The sequence below is a fragment of the Micromonospora pisi genome (assembly GCF_003633685.1).
Taxonomy (GTDB): domain Bacteria; phylum Actinomycetota; class Actinomycetes; order Mycobacteriales; family Micromonosporaceae; genus Micromonospora_G; species Micromonospora_G pisi.
The window spans coordinates 2,893,741-2,912,852 of record NZ_RBKT01000001.1 but is presented as its reverse complement, the minus strand read 5'-3'; the positions used below and the strand labels follow the sequence as shown (position 1 = coordinate 2,912,852).

The following is a 19,112-nucleotide window of genomic DNA, read 5'->3' as shown; positions in this document are numbered from 1 at the left end:
GGAAATGCGTGCTCACGAGGCGGGGGCGCTGCACGGCGACCTCGGCAACCGGGGACCCGCCTGGCTGCGTACGCCCGAGGACGTGAACGCCCTCCTGCCGCAACTGTGGCCGCGGACCGTGACCCGCGACGAAGACGGTGAGTTGACCGTCGGCAACCTGCGGATCGGCGTGCTTACCAAGATGTTCGGTACGCCGCTCTTCGTGCTCGACGAGGACGACCTGCGGTCGCGCTGCCGGGACTTCCGCGCCGCCTTCGCTGACGAGGACGTCTACTACGCCGGCAAGGCGTTCCTCTGCAAGGCGGTGGTACGGATCATCGCCGAGGAGGGGCTGCACCTCGACGTCTGCTCCGGCGGTGAGCTGGCGGTGGCGCTCGCCGCCGACATGCCGGCCGAGCGGATCGGTTTCCACGGCAACAACAAGTCGGTGGCGGAGCTGACCCGGGCGCTGGACGCCGGGGTGGGCCGGATCATCGTCGACTCGTTCGACGAGATCGACCGCCTGACCGAGCTGGCCCGGGAGCGTGGGGTCCGGCCCCGGGTGCTGATCCGGGTGACCGTCGGGGTCGAGGCGCACACGCACGAGTTCATCGCCACCTCGCACGAGGACCAGAAGTTCGGCTTCTCGCTGGCCGGCGGGGCGGCCGCCGCCGCCGCGTTCCGGATCCTCGACGACAACGTGCTGGAGCTGCGCGGGCTGCACTCGCACATCGGGTCGCAGATCTTCGACACCAGCGGGTTCGAGGTCTCGGCCCGGCGGGTGCTCGCCCTCCAGGCGCAGATCCGTGACGCCCGCGGCGTCGAACTGCCCGAGCTGGACCTCGGCGGCGGCTTCGGCATCGCGTACACGACCCAGGACGACCCGTCCACCCCACACGAGCTGTCGAAGCGGATCCACAAGATCGTCGAGGGTGAGTGTGAGGGGCTGCGACTGGCCAAGCCGCACCTGAGCTTCGAGCCCGGCCGGGCGATCATCGGGCCGGCGGTGTTCACCGTCTACGAGGTCGGCACCGTCAAGGACGTCGATGGCCTGCGGACCTACGTCAGCGTCGACGGTGGGATGAGCGACAACATCCGTACCGCGCTCTACGGCGCCTCGTACTCCGCCACCCTGGCCAACCGGGCCTCGGACGCCGAGCCGATTCTCGCCCGTGTGGTGGGAAAGCATTGCGAGTCCGGGGATGTGGTGGTGAAGGATGAATTCTTGCCCGCCGACGTACAGCCCGGAGATCTTCTCGCCGTGCCCGGCACGGGTGCCTACTGCCGGAGCATGGCCAGCAACTACAACCATGTCCCGAGGCCCCCGGTGGTGGCGGTCCGCGGCGACGAGGCACGCGTGATCGTCCGGCGGGAGACCGAAGACGATCTGCTGGCATTGGATGTGGGATGACAAGACCTCTCCGCTTGGCGCTGCTCGGTTGTGGCACGGTCGGCGCCGAGGTGGTGCGGCTACTGCATGAGCAGGCGGCCGACCTGGCCGCCCGCATCGGCGCACCGTTGGAGATCGCCGGCATCGCGGTCCGCCGGCAGGGGCGGGACCGGGGCGGGCTCCCGGTCGACCCGGGGGTCTTCACCACCGACGCGCTCGGCCTGATCAAGCGCGACGACGTCGACGTGGTGGTGGAGATGGTCGGCGGCATCGAGCCGGCCCGTACCTGGCTGGTCGAGGCGCTGCGGGCCGGCAAGAGCGTGGTGACCGCGAACAAGGCCCTGCTCGCCGAGGACGGCGGCACCCTGCACGACGCCGCCGCGGAGAGCGGCGCGGACCTCTACTACGAGGCCTCCGTCGCGGGCGCGATCCCGCTGCTGCGCCCGCTGCGTGAGTCGTTGCAGGGGGACACGATCACCCGGGTCACCGGCATCGTCAACGGGACGACGAACTTCATTCTCTCCGCCATGGACGCCACCGGGGCGGGCTTCGCCGAGGCGCTCGACGAGGCGACCGAGCTGGGATACGCCGAGGCGGATCCGACCGCCGACGTCGAGGGGTTCGACGCCGCCGCCAAGGCCGCCATCCTCGCCTCGCTGGCCTTCCACACCCGGGTCAGCGCCGCCGACGTCTACCGCGAGGGGATCACCGAGGTCACCGCCGCCGACGTGGCCAGCGCCAAGGCCATGGGCTGCACGATCAAGCTGCTCTGCATCGCCTCGCGCGGCCCGGACTCCACCGGCACCGAGTCGATCAGCGTCCGGGTCTACCCGGCGATGATCCCGCGCAGCCACCCGCTGGCCAGCGTCGGGGACGCCTTCAACGCCGTGTTCGTGGAGGCGGCCGCCGCCGGGCAGCTCATGTTCTACGGCCGGGGAGCGGGCGGGTCGCCCACCGCGAGCGCCGTCCTCGGCGACGTGGTCGCGGTCTCCCGCAACCGGCTGGCCGGCGTACGGACACCGAGCGAGTCCTCGTACGCGGCGCTGCCGATCCGGCCGATGGGGGAGGCGGTCACCCGCTACCACATCAGTCTCGACGTGGCCGACCGCGCCGGTGTGCTCGCCACCGTGGCCGGGGTCTTCGCCCGGCACGAGGTGTCGATCGCCACCGTCCGCCAGGCGTCGGCGTCGAGCTCCGGTGGCGCGACCCCGGCGGCCCGGGGCGTCGACGCGATCCTGGTCATCGTCACCCACGCCGCGCCGGACGCCGCGCTCGCCGCGACCGTCGAGGAACTGCGTGGACTCGACATCGTCCGCTCGATCGCCAGCGTGCTGCGGGTCGAGGGCGGTGTCTGAGTCGGTGTCCCGCCAGGTGGGTAACGATGGGCGCGCGGGCGCGAGGACCGGCACCCTGGGTCACGCTTGACCCACCTTCACCCGGTGTCCGTCCCGTGCGGCGGCAGCACCTCGACGAGGAGAGCGACATGTGGCGGGGTTTGATCGAGACCTATCGGGACCGGTTGCCGGTCACCGACGCCACGCCGGTCGTCACGCTGCACGAGGGGAACACCCCGCTGCTGCCCGCGCCGGTGCTCTCCGCCCGTACCGGCTGTGACGTCTACCTGAAGGTGGAAGGCGCCAACCCGACCGGTTCGTTCAAGGACCGGGGGATGACCGTGGCGGTCTCCCGCGCGGTCGAGGTCGGCAACAAGGCCATCATCTGCGCCTCCACCGGCAACACCAGCGCCTCGGCTGCCGCGTACGCGGCCCGGGGCGGACTGAGCTGCGCGGTGCTGGTGCCCCAGGGCAAGATCACGCTGGGCAAGCTGGCCCAGGCGCTGGTGCACGGGGCGAAGCTGTTGCAGGTCGAGGGGAACTTCGACGACTGCCTGGCACTCGCCTCCAAGCTCTCCCAGGACTATCCGGTGGCGTTGGTCAACTCGGTCAACCCGGACCGGGTGCACGGCCAGAAGACCGCCGCGTTCGAGATCGTCGAGGCGCTCGGTGACGCCCCGGACATCCACTGCCTGCCGGTCGGCAACGCCGGCAACATCACCGCGTACTGGCTGGGCTACCGGGAGGACGTGGCGGCCGGCAACGCCACCCGACACCCGAAGATGTACGGCTTCCAGGCGGCCGGCGCCGCGCCGATCGTGCACGGCGAGGCGGTACGGGAGCCGTCCACCATCGCCACCGCGATCCGGATCGGCAACCCGGCGAGCTGGACCGGGGCGTTGGACGCGCGGGACGCCTCGGGTGGGCTGATCGCGGCGGTGACCGACCGGGAGATCCTCTCGGCGTACCGGCTGCTCGCCCGTGAGGTCGGCGCCTTCGTGGAGTTGGGCAGCGCGGCGAGCGTGGCGGGCCTGCTCCAGCAGGCCGAGGCGGGTACGGTGCCGGCCGGCTCGACGATCGTGTGCACGGTCACCGGGCACGGCCTGAAGGATCCGGAGTGGGCGATCTCCACCGCCCCCTCGCCGATCACGATCCGCAACGACGTGATCGCCGCCGCCCGCGCGCTCGACCTGGCCTGACCGGTCGGTGCTCGCCGGGTTACCGCTCGGCGTCGCGTTCGTCCTCGGCGGCGGCCGCTATCAGGGCGGTAGCCCGTTCGACGATTGCCAGTTCGTCTACTGAGAGCCGGCTGAGGATGCTTTGCATCCGCGCGTTCCCGGCCGTGACGATGCCCTCCATGAGGGTGCGGCCGGCCGGACTCAGTTCGACCCGGCGAACTCGACGGTCACGCGGGTCCTCACCCCGTACGACGAGATCCTGTCCGACCAGGCGGTCCACGATGCCGGTCATGGTCGCGAGGCTGACCCCGACGGTGTCGGAGAGTTCCCGGCCGGACGCGCTGCCGCGCGACGAGAGCAGCAGCAGTATTTTCAGCTGCGGCAGGGTCAGGTGGAGCGAGAGGAGTGGATCGGAGCGCTCCGAGGCGAGCAGATGTTGCATCCGACGTTGACCATCCATGATGGCCGCCATGAGTCGGGCCCGGTCGGTCAACGCTTCGCCCGCCTCCCTGTCGTCGCGGTGGTGGCGGTGACCGAGGTCGTTGCCACTGGCCACCGGACGTTAGCAGGCACCCCCGACCTCAGGCTAATTGTTCGTATCAGGCAAAATATTCGTGTCGCGCCCTGACTTTCCCCAGGAGAGCTCGCCCATGTCGTTGTTTGCCAGACTCAGTCTCGCCAACCGAGGGCTGGTCGCCCTCATCGCGGTGGTGATCACGGGCTTCGGGCTGTTCGCCGTCCCCTCGCTGAAGCAGCAACTCCTACCGTCGCTGGAGTTCCCGGCGGCCTTCATCGTTGCCAGCTACCCGGGCGCCTCGCCCGAGATCGTCGAGGCGCAGGTCGCCGAGCCGATCGAGAACAGCATCCAGGGAATCGCCGGCCTGACCAAGGTCTCCTCGACCTCCCGGGAAGGCGCGGCAACCGTCCAGGTCGAGTACGAGTTCGGCATCGACCTCGACAGTGTCGTCAACAAGATGGAGACGGCGCTCAACCGGATCAGCACCCAGCTGCCCGAGGGCGTCGACCCGCTGGTCTTCGCCGGCAGCACCGACGACCTGCCGGCGGTGGTGCTCGCCGCCAGCGGTAACGGGGACAAGCAGGCCCTGGTCGAGCGGCTACGGACCACGGTCGTACCCGAACTCGAGGGCATCGACGGGGTACGCACGGTCGAGGTCACCGGTGCCCCCGAGCAGCAGGTCGTGATCACTCCCGACCCGGCCAAGCTCGCCGCGACCGGCATCGCGCCGACCGCCATCGGCACCGCTCTCAAGGCCAACGGGGTCGCCATCCCGGCCGGCACCCTGGTCGAGGGCGCCCAGGCGCGTACGGTCCAGATCGGCTCCCGGATCGCCACCATCGAGGAACTGCGCGGCATCTTCGTCAGCCCGACCAACCCCGGTGCCGCCCCGGCCAAGCTCGGCGACATCGCCACCGTCGAGCAGCAGGTCGCCCCGGCGACCGCGTTCACCCGGACCAACGGCAAGGAGAGCCTCGGCATCCAGGTCACCGCGTCGCCGGACGGCAACGCGGTGCAGATCTCGCACGAGATCCGGGAGAAGCTCGCCGACCTCGGCAAGGCGTCCGGCTCCGAGATGGCGGTGGTCTTCGATCAGGCGCCGTACGTGGAGAAGTCGATCGAGAGCCTGACCACCGAGGGCCTGCTCGGCCTGGTGATGGCGGTCCTGGTCATCCTGGTGTTCCTGCTGTCGGTTCGGTCGACCCTGGTCACCGCGGTTTCCATCCCGCTCTCCGTGCTGGTCGCGCTGATCGCCCTCTGGATCGGCGACTACTCGCTCAACCTGCTCACCCTCGGCGCGTTGACCATCGCGGTCGGCCGGGTCGTGGACGACTCGATCGTCGTGCTGGAGAACATCAAACGACACCTCGGGTACGGCGAGGACAAGCGCGACGCGATCATCACCGGTGTCCGTGAGGTCTCCGGCGCGGTGACCGCCTCCACCCTCACCACGGTCGCGGTCTTCGCACCGATCGCGCTGGTCGGTGGTTTCGTCGGGCAGATCTTCGCCCCGTTCGCGATCACCGTCACGGTGGCGCTGCTCGCCTCCCTGCTGGTGTCGCTGACCGTCATCCCGGTGCTGGCGTACTGGTTCCTCAAGCCGGCAGCCGGTGGCGAGGGCGAGGCGGCGGTCCGGGCGGCGGCCGAGGAGAAGGAACTGCGTAGCCCGTTGCAGCGGGCGTACCTGCCGCTGATCGGGTTCGCCACCAAGCGCCGGGTGGCGACGCTGCTGATCGGGCTGGTGGTGCTCTTCGCGACCGGTGGCCTCGCCACCCAGCTCAAGACCAACTTCCTGGACGACTCCGGCCAGGACACGATCAGCATCAGCCAGAAGATGCCGGTCGGCACCAGCCTGGCCACCACCGACGCGGCGGCCAAGCAGATCGAGGGGATCCTGGCCCGGCACGACGGAATCGAGACGTACCAGGTGACCGCCGGGGGCGGGAGCAACCCGTGGGAGGGCGGCGGCGGCGCGGCCAACGCCAGCTTCTCCGTCGCGCTGAAGGAGGGCACCGAGGCCGGCCCGCTCAAGGACACCCTCCGGGCCGAGTTCGACAAGCTGAGCAACGCCGGTGAGATCACCTTCGGCGGGGGCGGGCAGTCGACCAACCAGGTCGCGGTGGTCGTGCAGGCGTCCGACAACGACGTACTGGCCCGTGCGACCGAGCAGGCGCGGCAGGCGATGGCCGACACCCCGGGTGTGGAGGACATCGAGTCCGGCCTGGCCGACAGCGCGCCCCGTATCGACGTGGCCGTGGACCGGGCCAAGGCGGCCCAGTTCGGGCTCTCCGAGGCGGCCGTCGGGCAGCTCGTCGCGCAGTCGTTCCGGGGCAGCCCGCTCGGACAGGTCACCTTCGACAACGACCAGCAGGACGTGGTGCTCCGCTTCGGTGCCGCTCCGGCCACGGTGGACCAGCTCAAGGCGCTCCCGGTCGGCCCGGTCAAGCTCGGTGACCTCGCCACGGTCAACGAGGTGGCCGGTCCGGTCTCGGTGACCCGGATCGACGGCGAACGCAGCGTCACCGTCACCGGTACGGCCACCGGTGCGAACCTCGGTGCCACCAGCGCCGAGCTGACCAAGAAGCTGGACGCGCTGGACGTACCGGGGGCGACCTTCACCCTCGGCGGTGTCAGCGCGGACCAGGCCGACGCCTTCGCTGACCTGGGACTTGCCGTACTCGCCGCGATCGCGATCGTCTTCGTGATCATGGTGGCGACCTTCCGGAGCCTGATCCAGCCGCTGATCCTGCTGGTCTCGATCCCGTTCGCGGCCACCGGCACGATCATCCTGCTGCTGGTCACCGGTACGCCGCTGGGCGTGCCGGCGCTGATCGGGGCACTGATGCTGGTCGGCATCGTGGTGACCAACGCGATCGTCCTGCTGGACCTGATCAACCAGTACCGGGAACAGGGACTGAGCGTTCAGGACGCGGTGGTCGAGGGGGCCCGGCGGCGGTTGCGGCCGATCCTGATGACCGCCATCGCGACCATCTTCGCCCTGCTGCCGATGGCGCTCGGCCTGACCGGCGAGGGCGGGTTCATCTCCCAGCCGCTCGCCGTGGTCGTGATCGGTGGTCTGCTCAGCAGCACCCTGCTCACGCTGCTGCTGGTGCCGACCCTCTACACGATGGTCGAGGGCCGGAAGGAGCGGCGCCGACAGCGGCGCGGCCAGGGCGTGGGCGACATCGCCCCGACCGGGTTGGAGCGGGAGCCGGTGCTGGTCGGAGCGGGTGTGGCGGGGGCCGGATCGTCGGCGGCCACCTCCGCTCCGGCGGCGGGCACCTCCGCCTCCGAACCGGCCGCTCGGCCGTCCGGCGCGCTGATCGACGGTACGGACCAGTTCGAGGTGCTGCGGCTGCCGCGGACCAAGCGTTCGCCGTTGCCGCCGACCGAGTAGGCGTCAACCAGGCGTCAGCACAGCGTCGTCCCGGGCCGATGATCCATTGGTCCGGGACGACGCGTTTCCGGGTTCGGTGCGGGAGTAGGGTCCGGGAACGTGTCGTCGTCTCCACTGCGGGTCCTCGCCCGAAACCGTGACTTCCGGAACCTGTTCTGCGCGCAACTTGTGGTCTTTGGTGCCGACTGGTTTGTCATGGTGCCGCTGTTGGTGCTGCTGCCACAGCTCACCGGCAGTGGGGTATGGGGCGCGCTGGTACTGGCCGTCGACACCGGGTTGACCGCGCTGATGCTGCCGTACAGCGGCATGATCGCCGACCGGCTCGACCGCAAGAAGATCATGATGGTGGCGAACCTGTGCGCGCTGGTGGCGATCCTGCTGCTGCTCGCGGTACGCGATGCCGGCACCGCCTGGCTGGCCCTGGTCGCGGTCGGCGCGGTGGCGGTGTCGAAGGCGTTCTACTCGCCTGCCGCACAGGCGGCCCTGCCGAACGTGCTGGCGCCGGAGGATCTCGCGGCCGGCAACGCGGTCGCCGGAGCCGCCTGGGGCACGATGGCGGTCGTCGGGGCCTCGCTCGGCGGGGTGCTCAGCCAGGCCGTCGGTCCGTACGCCTGCTTCTGGATCGCGGCGGCGGCACTGGCCGTGGCCGCCGGCCTGGCCACGCTGATCCGCCGCCCGTTGCAGGTGCCCCGCGACCACGCCGAGCCGGCACAGCGGGGCTGGGCGGCGCTGGGTGAGGCGCTGCGTTACATCTCCGCCCGGCCACGGCTGCGGGCCCTGGTGACGGTCAAGTCGGCGGTCGGGCTGGGCAACGGCGTGCTCACCGTCTTCCCGCTGCTGGCCGGCGTGTACGGGGTGGGTGCGGTCGGCGCCGGGCTGCTCTTCGCCGCTCGGGGCGCCGGGTCGGTCGCCGGTCCGGTGCTGATGCGTCGGGTGCTGAACCGGCGGTCCTGGTTGCTGCCGGGGCTGGCGCTGTCGATGTCCGGCTACGGTTTGGCCTATCTCGGCGCGTCGGTGGTCAACTGGTTCCCGCTGGTCCTGGCGCTGGTCTTCGTCGCCCACTTCGCCGGTGGCAGCAACTGGGTGCTCTCCAATTTCGCGCTCCAGGGCGAGGTGCCCGACCGGTTGCGCGGCCGGGTCTTCGCCACCGACCTGATGCTGGCCACGTTCGCCATCTCGATCAGCCAGCTCGCGGTCGCCGCGGTGGTGGACCACGTTGACGAGCGGGTGGTGCTCGCCGGCTGTGGCCTGGTCACCCTGGTGTACGCGATCGGCTGGCGGATCGCCACCCGCCGGCTCTCCCTCTCCAATGCTGACGCCGTCGTGCCGGCGGACGCTGTCGGGTAGCGGTCGCCGTTCGTTCCGCCTTGCTCCACGGTCGATGGATCGCTATCTTAGTGATATCACTTTGCTACTAAGGAGATGTCATGGAGCGAGTGGTCTACCGAATGTCCGGATTCGCCATGGTCGCGTTGCTGGTGCTGCTCGCCGGCGCGGCGGCCGGTGCCATCGCCGCCACCGGGGCCAGCGATGCGGCGGTGATCGCCGGCGCGGCCAGCTACGTCGTGGTCCTCGCGATGATCGGTACCGGATTCACCATCGTCAACCCCAACAACGCCCAGGTGGTCCAGTTCTTCGGCCGATACGTTGGCACCATCCGGGACGCCGGCTTCCACTGGACCTGGCCGCTGACCGCCCGCACCCAGGTGACGCTGCGCATACGCAACTTCGAAACCGCCCGGCTGAAGGTCTCCGACGCCGACGGCAACCCGGTCGAGATCGCGGCCGTCGTGGTGTGGCGGGTGGTCGACGCGGCCAAGGCCGTCTTCGCCGTTGACGACCACGTCGAGTACGTCGCAGTCCAGGCCGAGACGGCGGTCCGCCATCTCGCCACCAGCTACCCGTACGAGGCACACGACTCCGGTCGGGCCAGCCTGCGCGACAGCGCCGTGGTGAGCGAGGAACTCACCCACGAACTGCGGGAACGCTCCGAAATGGCCGGGGTCGAGGTGCTCGAATCCCGTACCACCCACCTGGCCTACGCTCCGGAGATCGCCCAGGCGATGCTCGCCCGTCAGCAGGCGAGCGCAATCGTCGGAGCCCGGTTCAAGATTGTCGAGGGCGCGGTCGGCATGGTCTCCAATGCCCTGGAGCGGCTCCGCGAGGAGCACGTGGTCGAATTGGACGAGGAACGCAAGGCGCAGATGGTGGCGAACCTGCTCGTCGTACTCTGCGGAGACCGGGCAGCCCAGCCGGTGGTCAACGCCGGGTCTCTCTACAGCTAGAGGCGGTCCGGCTGATGGCCGAACGCAAGAAACTCCTGCTCCGACTCGATCCGCAGGTGTACGACACGATCGCCAAGTGGGCCGCCGACGACCTACGAAGCGTCAACGCCCAGATCGAGTACGCCCTACGGCTGGCACTGCGCAGCGTCGGGCGGCAACCGAGACAGCCGGCGCAGCCGGACGACGCCGTACCGCCGGCGCCGGCCGACCCTGACGAGTAGCAACGGCGAACCGCCGTCCGAATGCTGATCACCCTGCGGGCGTCCGGCAGACCTGCCGGCCGCCCGCTCTAGCATGACCGGATGGGGTTGTCCTTCGTTTCCGAGCCGGTCCGGGTCCGAGTGCCCGCGACCAGCGCCAACCTCGGACCGGGCTTCGACTCGCTCGGCCTGGCGCTCGCGCTCCACGACCAGGTCAGCGCCCGGGTGACCGCTGGCGGCTGCCAGGTCACGGTGACCGGCGCCGGTGCCGGCGAACTCCCCGACGACGACACCCACCTGGTGGTACGGGCCATGCGCGCCACCTTCGACCTGCTCGGCGGTCAGCCGCGCGGACTCGCGTTGGACTGCGTGAACGGCATACCGCAGGCCCGTGGCCTAGGTTCCTCGTCGGCGGCGATCGTCGCGGGTGTCGAGTTGGCGCGGGCGCTGGTCGCCGACGGCGCGGACCGGCTCGACGACGCGGGCGCGCTGCGGCTGGCGGCCGAGATCGAGGGACACCCGGACAACGTGGCGCCCTGCCTGCTCGGCGGTTTCACCATCGCCTGGACCGAAACCACCGCTCCGGCCGTGGCCGGCATGGCCGGCGTGGCGAGTGTGAACGCAGTGGCCGCTGAGGCCGCTGATGCCGCTGATGCCGCTGTGACGAACCCGGCTGACGGGGCACGTGCGGTCACGCTGCGGCCGTCCGCCGCCGTCACGCCCGTTCTTTTTGTACCGGAGGAACGTGGGCTCACGGCGGTGGCCCGGGCGGCGTTGCCGGCCACGGTGCCGCACCACGACGCGGCGCGTAACGCCGGACGGGCCGCACTGCTCGTGCACGCGCTCACCGTGGACCCGTCGCTGCTCTTCCCCGCCACCGAGGATCGGTTGCACCAGGACTACCGGGCGACCGGCATGCCTGGAACAGCCGCCCTGGTCACGGCGTTGCGAGAGGCAGGTGTGGCGGCGGTGGTCAGTGGGGCCGGTCCGACCGTGCTGGCCCTGTCCACGGTGCCGGAGGAGTTCGACCCGGGAATCGGCTGGTCGGTTCGGTTGTTGCCAGTAGACGTGACCGGCGCCCTGGTTGATAGGGTTAGACTTGGACACGCCGAGCGGGACCCTGTTGCCGCAGGTCGGAAGAGTTGATTACGCTCTAGACTTAGCACAGCCGCGAAGCATGCGATCTCCTGCGGGTCGGTGCACCCCCGAAGCTTTCGGCGGTTAGCCCGTCTCACCCTTGCCTAGGCCCACGCCGCACCGCAGTTTTTCCAACCGGTCGCCGCAGACGGCGAAGACTGCTCACCGACGTTGGTGAGTCGGGAAAACCGGCTGCTGTGTTAAGACTCCCGTTACGCGCGACGCGAGGCGGGTGTACCGAGGCCGCCCGGCCACCTTGTTAGTCGATCCCGGGTAGCCCCGGCCTTATCGAGGGAAGGAATCCATTGAGCGACACCACCGACGTGACGTCGGATGTTTCCAACGTCGCTGGCGAAGCCACCGCGGGTCCCGTCCGTCGCCGCCGGACTGGCACCGGCTTGTCGGCGATGCTGCTGCCGGAGCTGCAGAGCCTGGCCGCGTCGCTCGGCATCTCCGGTACCGCCCGGATGCGCAAGGGCGAACTGATCAGCGCGATCTCCGAGCGACAGGGCGGCGCTGCCGCGGGTAGCCCGCCGCGTCCCCGGGCCGAGGTCGCGGCCGCGGCCGCTCCGGCGCGCGAAGAGGTACGCGCCGAGGTGCGCGACACCGCCGAGCGGCGTGGCGCGGACGAGTCCCAGCCGGCGACCGCCGAGCCGACCGGGCGTGAGCGTTCCTCTCGTCGGTCCAACCGTGCCGCCGCGGCGACCGCTGCCACCACCACCACTGCCGAGCCGAAGGCCGAGGAGCCGGCGGCGGAGACCGCTGAGCGGGCCGATCGGGCCGAGCGGGGCGAGGCCCGTGGTGGCCGGGAACGGGCTGACCGTGGTGACCGGGCCGAGCGCGGTGACCGGGCCGAGCGCGCCGAGCGTGGTGACCGGGCCGAGCGTGGTGACCGGGCCGAGCGTGGTGACCGGGGCGAGCGCGCCGAACGTGGTGACCGCGCCGAACGGGGCGAGCGCAACGACCGGGCCGAGCGCGGTCAGCGCAACGGAGACCGGAACAACGAGCGCAACGTCGAACGCGGCAGTGACCGCAACGGCGACCGCAACAACGACCGCAACGACGACATGGACGACGACGGCGAGGGCGGTGGCCGTCGCAGCCGTCGTAGCCGGTTCCGCGACCGCCGTCGGGGCCGCAACGACCGGCCGGAGGGCACCGAGACGACCGGTGGCCGCGAGCCCCAGGTCAACGAGGACGACGTGCTCGTCCCGGTCGCCGGCATCATCGACGTGCTGGACAACTACGCCTTCGTCCGGACCACCGGCTACCTTTCCGGCCCGAACGACGTCTACGTGTCGATGTCCCAGGTCAAGAAGTACGGCCTGCGTCGCGGTGACGCGGTCACCGGCGCGGTCCGCGCGGCCCGTGACGGTGAGCAGCGCCGGGACAAGTACAACCCGCTGGTGCGGCTCGACACGATCAACGGGATGGAGCCGGACGAGGCGAAGCGGCGGCCGGAGTTCTACAAGCTGACCCCGCTCTACCCGCAGGAACGGCTCCGCCTGGAGACCGAGCCGCACATCCTCACCACCCGGGTCATCGACCTGGTCATGCCGATCGGCAAGGGCCAGCGGGCGCTCATCGTCTCCCCGCCGAAGGCGGGTAAGACCATGGTGTTGCAGGCGATCGCCAACGCGATCACCCACAACAACCCGGAGTGCCACCTGATGGTGGTGCTGGTCGACGAGCGGCCCGAAGAGGTCACCGACATGCAGCGCTCGGTCAAGGGCGAGGTCATCGCGGCCACGTTCGACCGGCCGCCGCAGGACCACACCACCGTCGCGGAGCTGGCGATCGAGCGGGCCAAGCGCCTGGTCGAGCTCGGCCACGACGTGGTCGTCCTGCTCGACTCGGTGACCCGGCTGGGTCGGTCGTACAACCTGGCGGCGCCGGCCAGCGGCCGGATCATGTCCGGTGGTATCGACTCGACGGCGCTCTACCCGCCCAAGCGGTTCCTGGGTGCGGCCCGCAACATCGAGAACGGCGGCTCGCTGACCATCCTCGCCACCGCCCTGGTGGAGACCGGCTCCATGATGGACACGGTCATCTTCGAGGAGTTCAAGGGCACCGGTAACGCGGAGCTGAAGCTGGACCGGAAGATCGCCGACAAGCGGGTCTTCCCGGCCATCGACATCCACCCGTCCGGTACGCGTAAGGAAGAGATTCTGCTCGCGCCGGAGGAGCTGGCCATCACGCACAAGCTCCGCAAGGTGTTGCACTCGCTGGACTCGCAGGCCGCACTGGACCTGCTGCTGGACCGGCTCAAGCAGAGCCGTACCAACATCGAGTTCCTGATGCAGATCGCGAAGTCCACCCCGGGGGAGTAATCCACCGCATGTAAGGAAGGGCCCCTTGTTAACGCATAGCGTTAACAAGGGGCCCTTCCTTACACCGCCTCAGAAGTTGCCGTCGGCGACCTGGAAGACGGTGAGGCCGAGGTCGCGCCACATCCGGACCACCTGCATCCGATCGTCGAAGACGCCGACCACCTGGTAACGGGGATGGATCTCCCGTTTGAAGATCTCCCGCTTGACCACCGCGTCCTTGCGGCTGTCGCCGTACGGACGCATGAACAGGCCCAGGTACGGCACGGCCACGTGCAGGTCGAGCCAGGCCTCGGTCTCCGCGCGGCAGGAGTCGTCCCGACCGGAGCAGAAGACGATGCCGTAGCCGGCCGAGTGCATCGCCCGGACCGCGGCGATCACCGACGGGTTCGGTAGGTCGTCACCGACCCGGCTCATGTCGTACGGGCTGCGGGCCCCCATCAGTGCCACCGTGCCGTCGATGTCGACCAGCACGATCTCGGGTTTGTCCGGGGTCGGCTGGTAGACGGTGGCCGGGCCGCCCGGGGCCACGTACGGCACCGGCAGGGGCAGGTTGCGCCCGGCCAGGTAACGCTCGTGCATGCGCCGGATCGCCTCTTCGCCGACCCGGTCCTGCTCCGGTCGGTCGGCGTCACGGCGTACGCACTCGTCGACCGGTACGTCGGTGAAGTCGTGCACCTCCAGGGTGGCGTCGAACCGGGCGCCGAGCTCGGCCCATTCCCGTACGGTCTTCGACCGCAGGTTGGTGTCGTCGATGCAGATGTCGACCTTGGCCCGGAGCAGCGCCTCGACCTGGGCCCGCTGCACGGCGGTCACCTGCCCCTCGGCCCACTGGGTGAAAAGGCGGGTGCCGTGCAGCATCCGGCGCAGGTCGTCGCGGTTGACCCGGACCACGCCCGGCTGGAGTTTGCGGGCGAAGGTGGTCTTGCCGGAGGCGGGCAGCCCCCGGGTGAGGATCAGTCGGGTCATTCTCTACTCCGGGCTGTGCGGGGTGCGGTCGCCGGTCGGCCGGGCCTGCTGCCAGAGCAGCGAGCGGTAGTCCCGGTTGCCGAGCCGGAGGAAGAGGGCGGCGCGTTCCGGGTGGGCCAGGGCCCGCCCGGCGAAGTCGCGACGGGTCCAGCCGTCCGGTAGCCCGGCGACGATCTCACCGTACGCGGCTTCGATGGCGTCGGCGCGGGCCTCGACGGTCGCGGTCAGCTCGGCCGCGATTTTCTCCACCCAGACGTGGAACTCGTCCGGCAGCGGCTCGACCATCGCGGCCAGGCTGCCGCCGTTGACCATGACGTCCCAGACGCTTCGGGCGCTGAGGCCGAACACCAGGCGGTGCAGCCGTACGTAGTCCGCATATTTGATCTTCACGCGCTGGTCGGTGTCCGGCCAGTGCACCACCAACCCTTCCCGGTTCTCCCGGGGCGGCGCGGCGAGTGCCTCGGCGAGGGTGCGGTACGGCAACGTGTCCACCACCGGACCGGGCCAGTCGGGCACCGCCGCCGGGCCGTGGCTGCGCCCGCTGCCGATCTCGACGGCGCCGAGCAGGACCAGGTCGTCCAGGCCGGCATAGTCGAGCACGATCCGGTTGCCCGGGTAGATGATCTCGACCAGCACGGTCAGCCCGGCCGGCGGTACGAAGTCGGGGTACCGGGCGCGAAGCACCCCGGTGGCGTGCCGGGCCTGGTCCGAGCTGAACGAGCCCCGGGTGGCGACCGCGTACCCGCCCGGAGTCGGGTAGATCACACCCAGCGAACCGTCGGCTTTGTCGGTCACCGTCACCGCCGCGTCGAACCGCAGGTCCGGCGCCTCCGGCTGGTCGTGGTTGAAGAACTTCGGGTACGGCCGGGCCACCACCGCACCGGTCACGTCGTCCACGATCAGCCCCCGACAGGCCAACGTCACCGGTGTCCAGGCACCGGCGTAGCTGGCCGCCTCGGTGTAGTTGTAGACGCTCAGTGGCAGTTCGGGGTGGCGTTGTGCGCGTACCTGCCCCTCGGTGATCGCGGTGACCAGGTCCGAGGGGTCGAAGAGACGGTCGAGCGGGGTCTCGGGTACGTGCACAGGGGTGGTCACGGGGTGTGCCTTCCGGCGTGAGGGGAATGCGTAGGGGTGGAGGTACGTTAACCACCACGGATCCGGTGTGCAGCCCGATTTCGGGGTGGGTCGAGGCCCATGGCACACTGGTCAATCGGCCACCGGTTCCGGTTCACGCCCGAGCGCGCCACGCGATCGTGACGAGCGTTGACGGCGACCCGGCGACCACTTGACGAAAGGGACCGAGGCGACATGAAGCCCAACATCCACCCGGAATACGTCACCACCGAGGTGACCTGTTCCTGCGGTAGCACGTTCACCACCCGCAGCACCGCCAAGGGCGGCTCGATCCACGTCGAGACCTGCAGCGCCTGCCACCCGTTCTACACCGGTAAGCAGCGCGTTCTCGACACCGCCGGCCGGGTTGCGAAGTTCCAGCAGAAGTACGCCAAGGTTCAGGCCAAGAAGGCCAAGTAGCTGCGTCGACGGCGCCCGCGTCCCGGTTCGTACCGGGTCGCGGGCGCTGTCCGTATCTGCCCGCGGAAGGAATCCCGCCGCGGTTTTCCCGGCCGGCACAGGCCGCGTTCCTCCGGTCGCCATAAGGAGTACGGGCAATGAGCAGTGAGCGGTTGGCGGGACTCCTCGGCGAGTACGCGGAACTGGAGAAGCGGCTGGCCGATCCGGCCATCCACGCCGACCAGGCTGTCGCCCGGCGGGTCGGGCGCCGGTTCGCGGAACTGACCCCCATCCACAAGGCCGCCGGTGAGCTGGCGCAGGCCCGGTCGGACCTCGACGCCGCCCGGGAACTCGCCGCCGAGGACGCCTCCTTCGCCGCCGAGGCGGAGACGCTGGCCGACTCGCTGCCAGTCCTCGAACAGCGGCTGTCCGAACTGCTCGCCCCGCGTGACCCGCACGACGCCAAGGACGTGATTCTGGAGATCAAGGCGGGTGAGGGCGGGGACGAGTCCGCGCTCTTCGCCGGTGACCTGCTCCGGATGTACACCCGGTACGCCGAGCGGCACGGCTGGGTGACCGAGGTGCTCGAGGTGCAGGACTCCGATCTGGGTGGGGTGAAGGACATCTCGCTCGCGGTCAAGACCAAGGGCGTACCGGAGGGCGGCAACGGGGTCTGGTCCCGGTTGAAGTGGGAGGGCGGCGTACACCGGGTGCAGCGGGTGCCGGTGACCGAGTCCCAGGGGCGGATCCACACCAGTGCCGCCGGCGTCCTGGTGCTGCCCGAGGCGGAGGACGTCGACGTCACCATCGACCCGAACGAGCTGCGCATCGACGTGTTCCGCTCGTCCGGCCCCGGCGGCCAGTCGGTCAACACGACCGACTCGGCGGTGCGGATCACCCACCTGCCGACCGGGATCGTGGTCTCCTGCCAGAACGAGAAGAGCCAGCTGCAGAACCGGGAACAGGCGCTGCGCATCCTGCGTGCCCGACTGCTCGCCGCCGCCCAGGAGCAGGCTGACGCCGCCGCCTCCGACGCCCGCCGTTCGCAGGTGCGTACGGTCGACCGCTCCGAGCGGATCCGAACCTACAACTACCCGCAGAACCGGATCACCGACCACCGGATCGGCTATACCGCCTACAACCTCGACCTGGTGCTCGCCGGCGACCTGGACGCGGTACTCGGCGCGCTCACCGAGGCGGACCGGGCGGCCCGGCTGGCCGGCGAGAACGAGCTCTCCCGGCGCTGAGTCGTCCGACGGCACCACCCGGCGGGCCGGACCGGCGCCGCCGGGCGGTGGTCAGGAAAGCGTGGCGCGGGGCCGGCTCTTGGCCCGCAGCATCTCCCGGTCGGCGACCCTGAAAGCGGTGCCGAGCGCCTCCCGCAGCCCGGCGGCGGTGCCGCTCACCTCGGCGAAGCCGACACTGACCCCGACCGGCGTGCCCGGCACCAGTGAGGCCCAGTCCTCGGCCTGCACCGCTGCGCTGATCCGGCGCCCCACCTCGGCGGCCTCGGCCATGCCGGCGCTCGGCAGCACCACCACGAACTCGTCGCCGCCGAAGCGGGCCACGAAATCGCCGCGCCGCATCACCCGGTTGATCACCCCGGCGATGCGTTGCAGCACCAGGTCCCCGGAGTGGTGGCCGTGCGCGGTGTTGACCGCCTTGAACCCGTCGAGGTCGCAGACCCCGATCACCGCCCGCTCGCCCCGCCCGACCATCGCCGCGACGTAACGCTCCAGCCGGCGGCGGTTCGGCAGGCCAGTGAGCGGATCGGTGAGGGCCTCGTCCTCGTACCGGGCCGCCTCGCGGCGCAGTTCCTCGTGGTCGATCCGGGCCGCGATCCCGTCCACGTACACGTCCCGGAGCCGGTCGTTGCGTTGCGCGGCGAGCCGGAACGCGAACCGGTCCGCCCGGTGCGCGGCCGGATGGTCGCCCGCCCTGCTGTACGCCAGGCTCCGCAACCGGGCGTGTTCGGCCGCGCCCAGGGTCTCGGCCGCGACGGTGAGCCGCTCCAGTCGGGTCATCGCCTCGATCGGACGCCCGGCCGCGATCGCCAGACATGCCTCGCCGAGCTGCCGCATGTCCCTGGCGCGGGCGCCGTCCCCGCCCTGGCCGAGCAGAGCGGCGGCGGAGATCCCGGCCGGCAGTTCGGTCTGCTCGCCGAGCGCGGCCCGCCGGGCGACCGCGTAGCCGTACGCGCAGAGGCTGCTCGGCCGGAGCCGCTCGCCGCCACCGACGGAGATGAACCGCTCCAGGTCGCCGCCGATGTCGCGGAGCACCCGCAGGCAGCCGTCGCTGTCGCCGTGATGGTCGAGGGTGACCGCGTTGCGCAGCCTGATCCCGGGGGCGGCGAAGGTCTCGTCCGGTATCCCGGCGGCGGCGCCGAGTTGACGGGCGCGTTCGATCGCGGCCAGCGCGTAACCGTGGAAGCTGAGGTAGGAGTAGGCCATCGCCAGGTCGTGCCAGCCCCACGCGGTCTCCCGGTCCGGGTCCTCCACCGCGGTCAGTGCCTGGGCGCTGCGTACCAGGTGGGTGACGCACCGGTCGAGCGCGCCGTGGTCGTGGGCGGCGAGCGCGGCCAGCGCGTGCAGGTGCCCGTGCAGGTACGGCTCGGTCAGGTCACGGGCGGCTTCGAAGGCCCGTTCGACCGCGGTGGTGTATTCGGCGGTGCGGCCCAGGTTGATCAGCGCGGAGAGGCGTTGGACCAGCGCGTCGGCGCGCGAGTACGGGTCGTCGGTGGTGTCGATCACCTGCTCGAAGGTCTGACACGCCGCCGCCGACCGGCCAGCCTCCATCAGGCTGCGGGCGTGCATGAGGACCTCGGCCTGGTCTTTGACCTGGTCGAGCCAGCTCACGCGGAACCTCCTACGAATCGCGGACGGCGGGC

The 19,112-nt window shown here is 70.5% G+C and carries 15 protein-coding genes; 11 read left to right on the top strand and 4 right to left on the bottom strand.

Annotation, left to right across the window (positions count from 1 at the left end; genetic code table 11):
- Nucleotides 1-4 precede the first annotated feature (4 nt).
- The 3 genes from lysA (at nt 5) to thrC (ending at nt 3,902) form a co-directional block, all read left to right on the top strand.
- Nucleotides 5-1,390, top strand: coding sequence for a diaminopimelate decarboxylase (gene lysA / locus BDK92_RS11920; RefSeq protein WP_121156772.1), 1,386 nt, complete (start codon nt 5-7; stop codon nt 1,388-1,390).
- Nucleotides 1,387-2,724: a homoserine dehydrogenase gene (locus BDK92_RS11915; RefSeq protein WP_121156771.1), complete on the top strand. Its 1,338-nt coding sequence runs from the start codon at nt 1,387-1,389 to the stop codon at nt 2,722-2,724. Before lysA ends, BDK92_RS11915 begins: the two co-directional genes overlap by 4 nt.
- Before the next feature lie 128 nt (nt 2,725-2,852).
- Nucleotides 2,853-3,902: a threonine synthase gene (gene thrC, locus BDK92_RS11910; RefSeq protein ID WP_121162008.1), complete on the top strand. Its 1,050-nt coding sequence runs from the start codon at nt 2,853-2,855 to the stop codon at nt 3,900-3,902.
- Nucleotides 3,903-3,921: 19 nt separating this feature from the next.
- On the opposite strand, the gene BDK92_RS11905 is transcribed toward thrC, so the two are convergent.
- Entirely contained in the window at nt 3,922-4,437 is a 516-nt protein-coding gene (locus BDK92_RS11905) for a MarR family transcriptional regulator (protein WP_246016976.1), read from the bottom strand.
- A gap of 94 nt (nt 4,438-4,531) precedes the next feature.
- On the opposite strand from BDK92_RS11905, the gene BDK92_RS11900 reads away from it, so the two are divergent.
- The 6 genes from BDK92_RS11900 (at nt 4,532) to rho (ending at nt 13,747) form a co-directional block, all read left to right on the top strand.
- Nucleotides 4,532-7,795 carry an efflux RND transporter permease subunit gene (locus tag BDK92_RS11900; RefSeq protein WP_121156770.1) on the top strand — a complete coding sequence of 1,088 codons (3,264 nt, stop codon included), beginning with the start codon at nt 4,532-4,534 and terminating at the stop codon, nt 7,793-7,795.
- A gap of 99 nt (nt 7,796-7,894) precedes the next feature.
- On the top strand, nt 7,895-9,142 hold the full coding sequence (locus BDK92_RS11895) for an MFS transporter (protein ID WP_121156769.1): 1,248 nt from the start codon (nt 7,895-7,897) through the stop codon (nt 9,140-9,142).
- A gap of 80 nt (nt 9,143-9,222) precedes the next feature.
- A complete protein-coding gene (locus BDK92_RS11890) occupies nt 9,223-10,080 on the top strand; it encodes an SPFH domain-containing protein (RefSeq protein ID WP_121156768.1) in 858 nt (285 codons plus the stop codon).
- Between the two features lie 14 nt (nt 10,081-10,094).
- Nucleotides 10,095-10,301 carry a type II toxin-antitoxin system antitoxin gene (locus BDK92_RS11885; protein ID WP_121156767.1) on the top strand — a complete coding sequence of 69 codons (207 nt, stop codon included), beginning with the start codon at nt 10,095-10,097 and terminating at the stop codon, nt 10,299-10,301.
- Nucleotides 10,302-10,382: 81 nt separating this feature from the next.
- Nucleotides 10,383-11,426, top strand: a complete 1,044-nt coding sequence (gene thrB, locus BDK92_RS11880) for a homoserine kinase (protein WP_121156766.1) — start codon at nt 10,383-10,385, stop codon at nt 11,424-11,426.
- A 296-nt stretch (nt 11,427-11,722) separates the two neighbouring features.
- A complete protein-coding gene (gene rho / locus BDK92_RS11875; RefSeq protein ID WP_121156765.1) occupies nt 11,723-13,747 on the top strand; it encodes a transcription termination factor Rho in 2,025 nt (674 codons plus the stop codon).
- A 69-nt stretch (nt 13,748-13,816) separates the two neighbouring features.
- On the opposite strand, the gene BDK92_RS11870 is transcribed toward rho, so the two are convergent.
- A complete protein-coding gene (locus BDK92_RS11870) occupies nt 13,817-14,713 on the bottom strand; it encodes a phosphatase domain-containing protein (protein ID WP_121156764.1) in 897 nt (298 codons plus the stop codon).
- A 3-nt stretch (nt 14,714-14,716) separates the two neighbouring features.
- Complete coding sequence (locus BDK92_RS11865) at nt 14,717-15,808, bottom strand: RNA ligase (RefSeq protein ID WP_246016975.1); 1,092 nt, start codon at nt 15,806-15,808, stop codon at nt 14,717-14,719.
- 213 nt (nt 15,809-16,021) lie between these two features.
- On the opposite strand from BDK92_RS11865, the gene rpmE reads away from it, so the two are divergent.
- Nucleotides 16,022-16,246, top strand: coding sequence for a 50S ribosomal protein L31 (rpmE, locus tag BDK92_RS11860; protein ID WP_121156762.1), 225 nt, complete (start codon nt 16,022-16,024; stop codon nt 16,244-16,246).
- A 137-nt stretch (nt 16,247-16,383) separates the two neighbouring features.
- Nucleotides 16,384-17,472 carry a peptide chain release factor 1 gene (gene prfA / locus BDK92_RS11855; protein WP_121156761.1) on the top strand — a complete coding sequence of 363 codons (1,089 nt, stop codon included), beginning with the start codon at nt 16,384-16,386 and terminating at the stop codon, nt 17,470-17,472.
- A 51-nt stretch (nt 17,473-17,523) separates the two neighbouring features.
- Here prfA and BDK92_RS11850 read toward each other — a convergent pair whose 3' ends face one another.
- Nucleotides 17,524-19,080 (bottom strand): GGDEF domain-containing protein, encoded by a 1,557-nt coding sequence (locus BDK92_RS11850; RefSeq protein WP_121156760.1) that lies wholly within the window; start codon nt 19,078-19,080, stop codon nt 17,524-17,526.
- Nucleotides 19,081-19,112: the final 32 nt, after the last annotated feature.

What these genes read in the sequence shown, in the direction of transcription:
- lysA (WP_121156772.1), top strand. Translation starts at nt 5, where the DNA reads ATGCGTGCTCACGAGGCGGGGGCGCTGCACGGCGACCTCGGCAACCGG.
- thrC (WP_121162008.1), top strand. Translation starts at nt 2,853, where the DNA reads ATGTGGCGGGGTTTGATCGAGACCTATCGGGACCGGTTGCCGGTCACC.
- BDK92_RS11885 (WP_121156767.1), top strand. Translation starts at nt 10,095, where the DNA reads ATGGCCGAACGCAAGAAACTCCTGCTCCGACTCGATCCGCAGGTGTAC.
- rpmE (WP_121156762.1), top strand. Translation starts at nt 16,022, where the DNA reads ATGAAGCCCAACATCCACCCGGAATACGTCACCACCGAGGTGACCTGT.
- prfA (WP_121156761.1), top strand. Translation starts at nt 16,384, where the DNA reads ATGAGCAGTGAGCGGTTGGCGGGACTCCTCGGCGAGTACGCGGAACTG.
- thrB (WP_121156766.1), top strand. Translation starts at nt 10,383, where the DNA reads ATGGGGTTGTCCTTCGTTTCCGAGCCGGTCCGGGTCCGAGTGCCCGCG.
- BDK92_RS11900 (WP_121156770.1), top strand. Translation starts at nt 4,532, where the DNA reads ATGTCGTTGTTTGCCAGACTCAGTCTCGCCAACCGAGGGCTGGTCGCC.
- BDK92_RS11890 (WP_121156768.1), top strand. Translation starts at nt 9,223, where the DNA reads ATGGAGCGAGTGGTCTACCGAATGTCCGGATTCGCCATGGTCGCGTTG.
- BDK92_RS11870 (WP_121156764.1), bottom strand. Translation starts at nt 14,713, where the DNA reads ATGACCCGACTGATCCTCACCCGGGGGCTGCCCGCCTCCGGCAAGACC.
- BDK92_RS11915 (WP_121156771.1), top strand. Translation starts at nt 1,387, where the DNA reads ATGACAAGACCTCTCCGCTTGGCGCTGCTCGGTTGTGGCACGGTCGGC.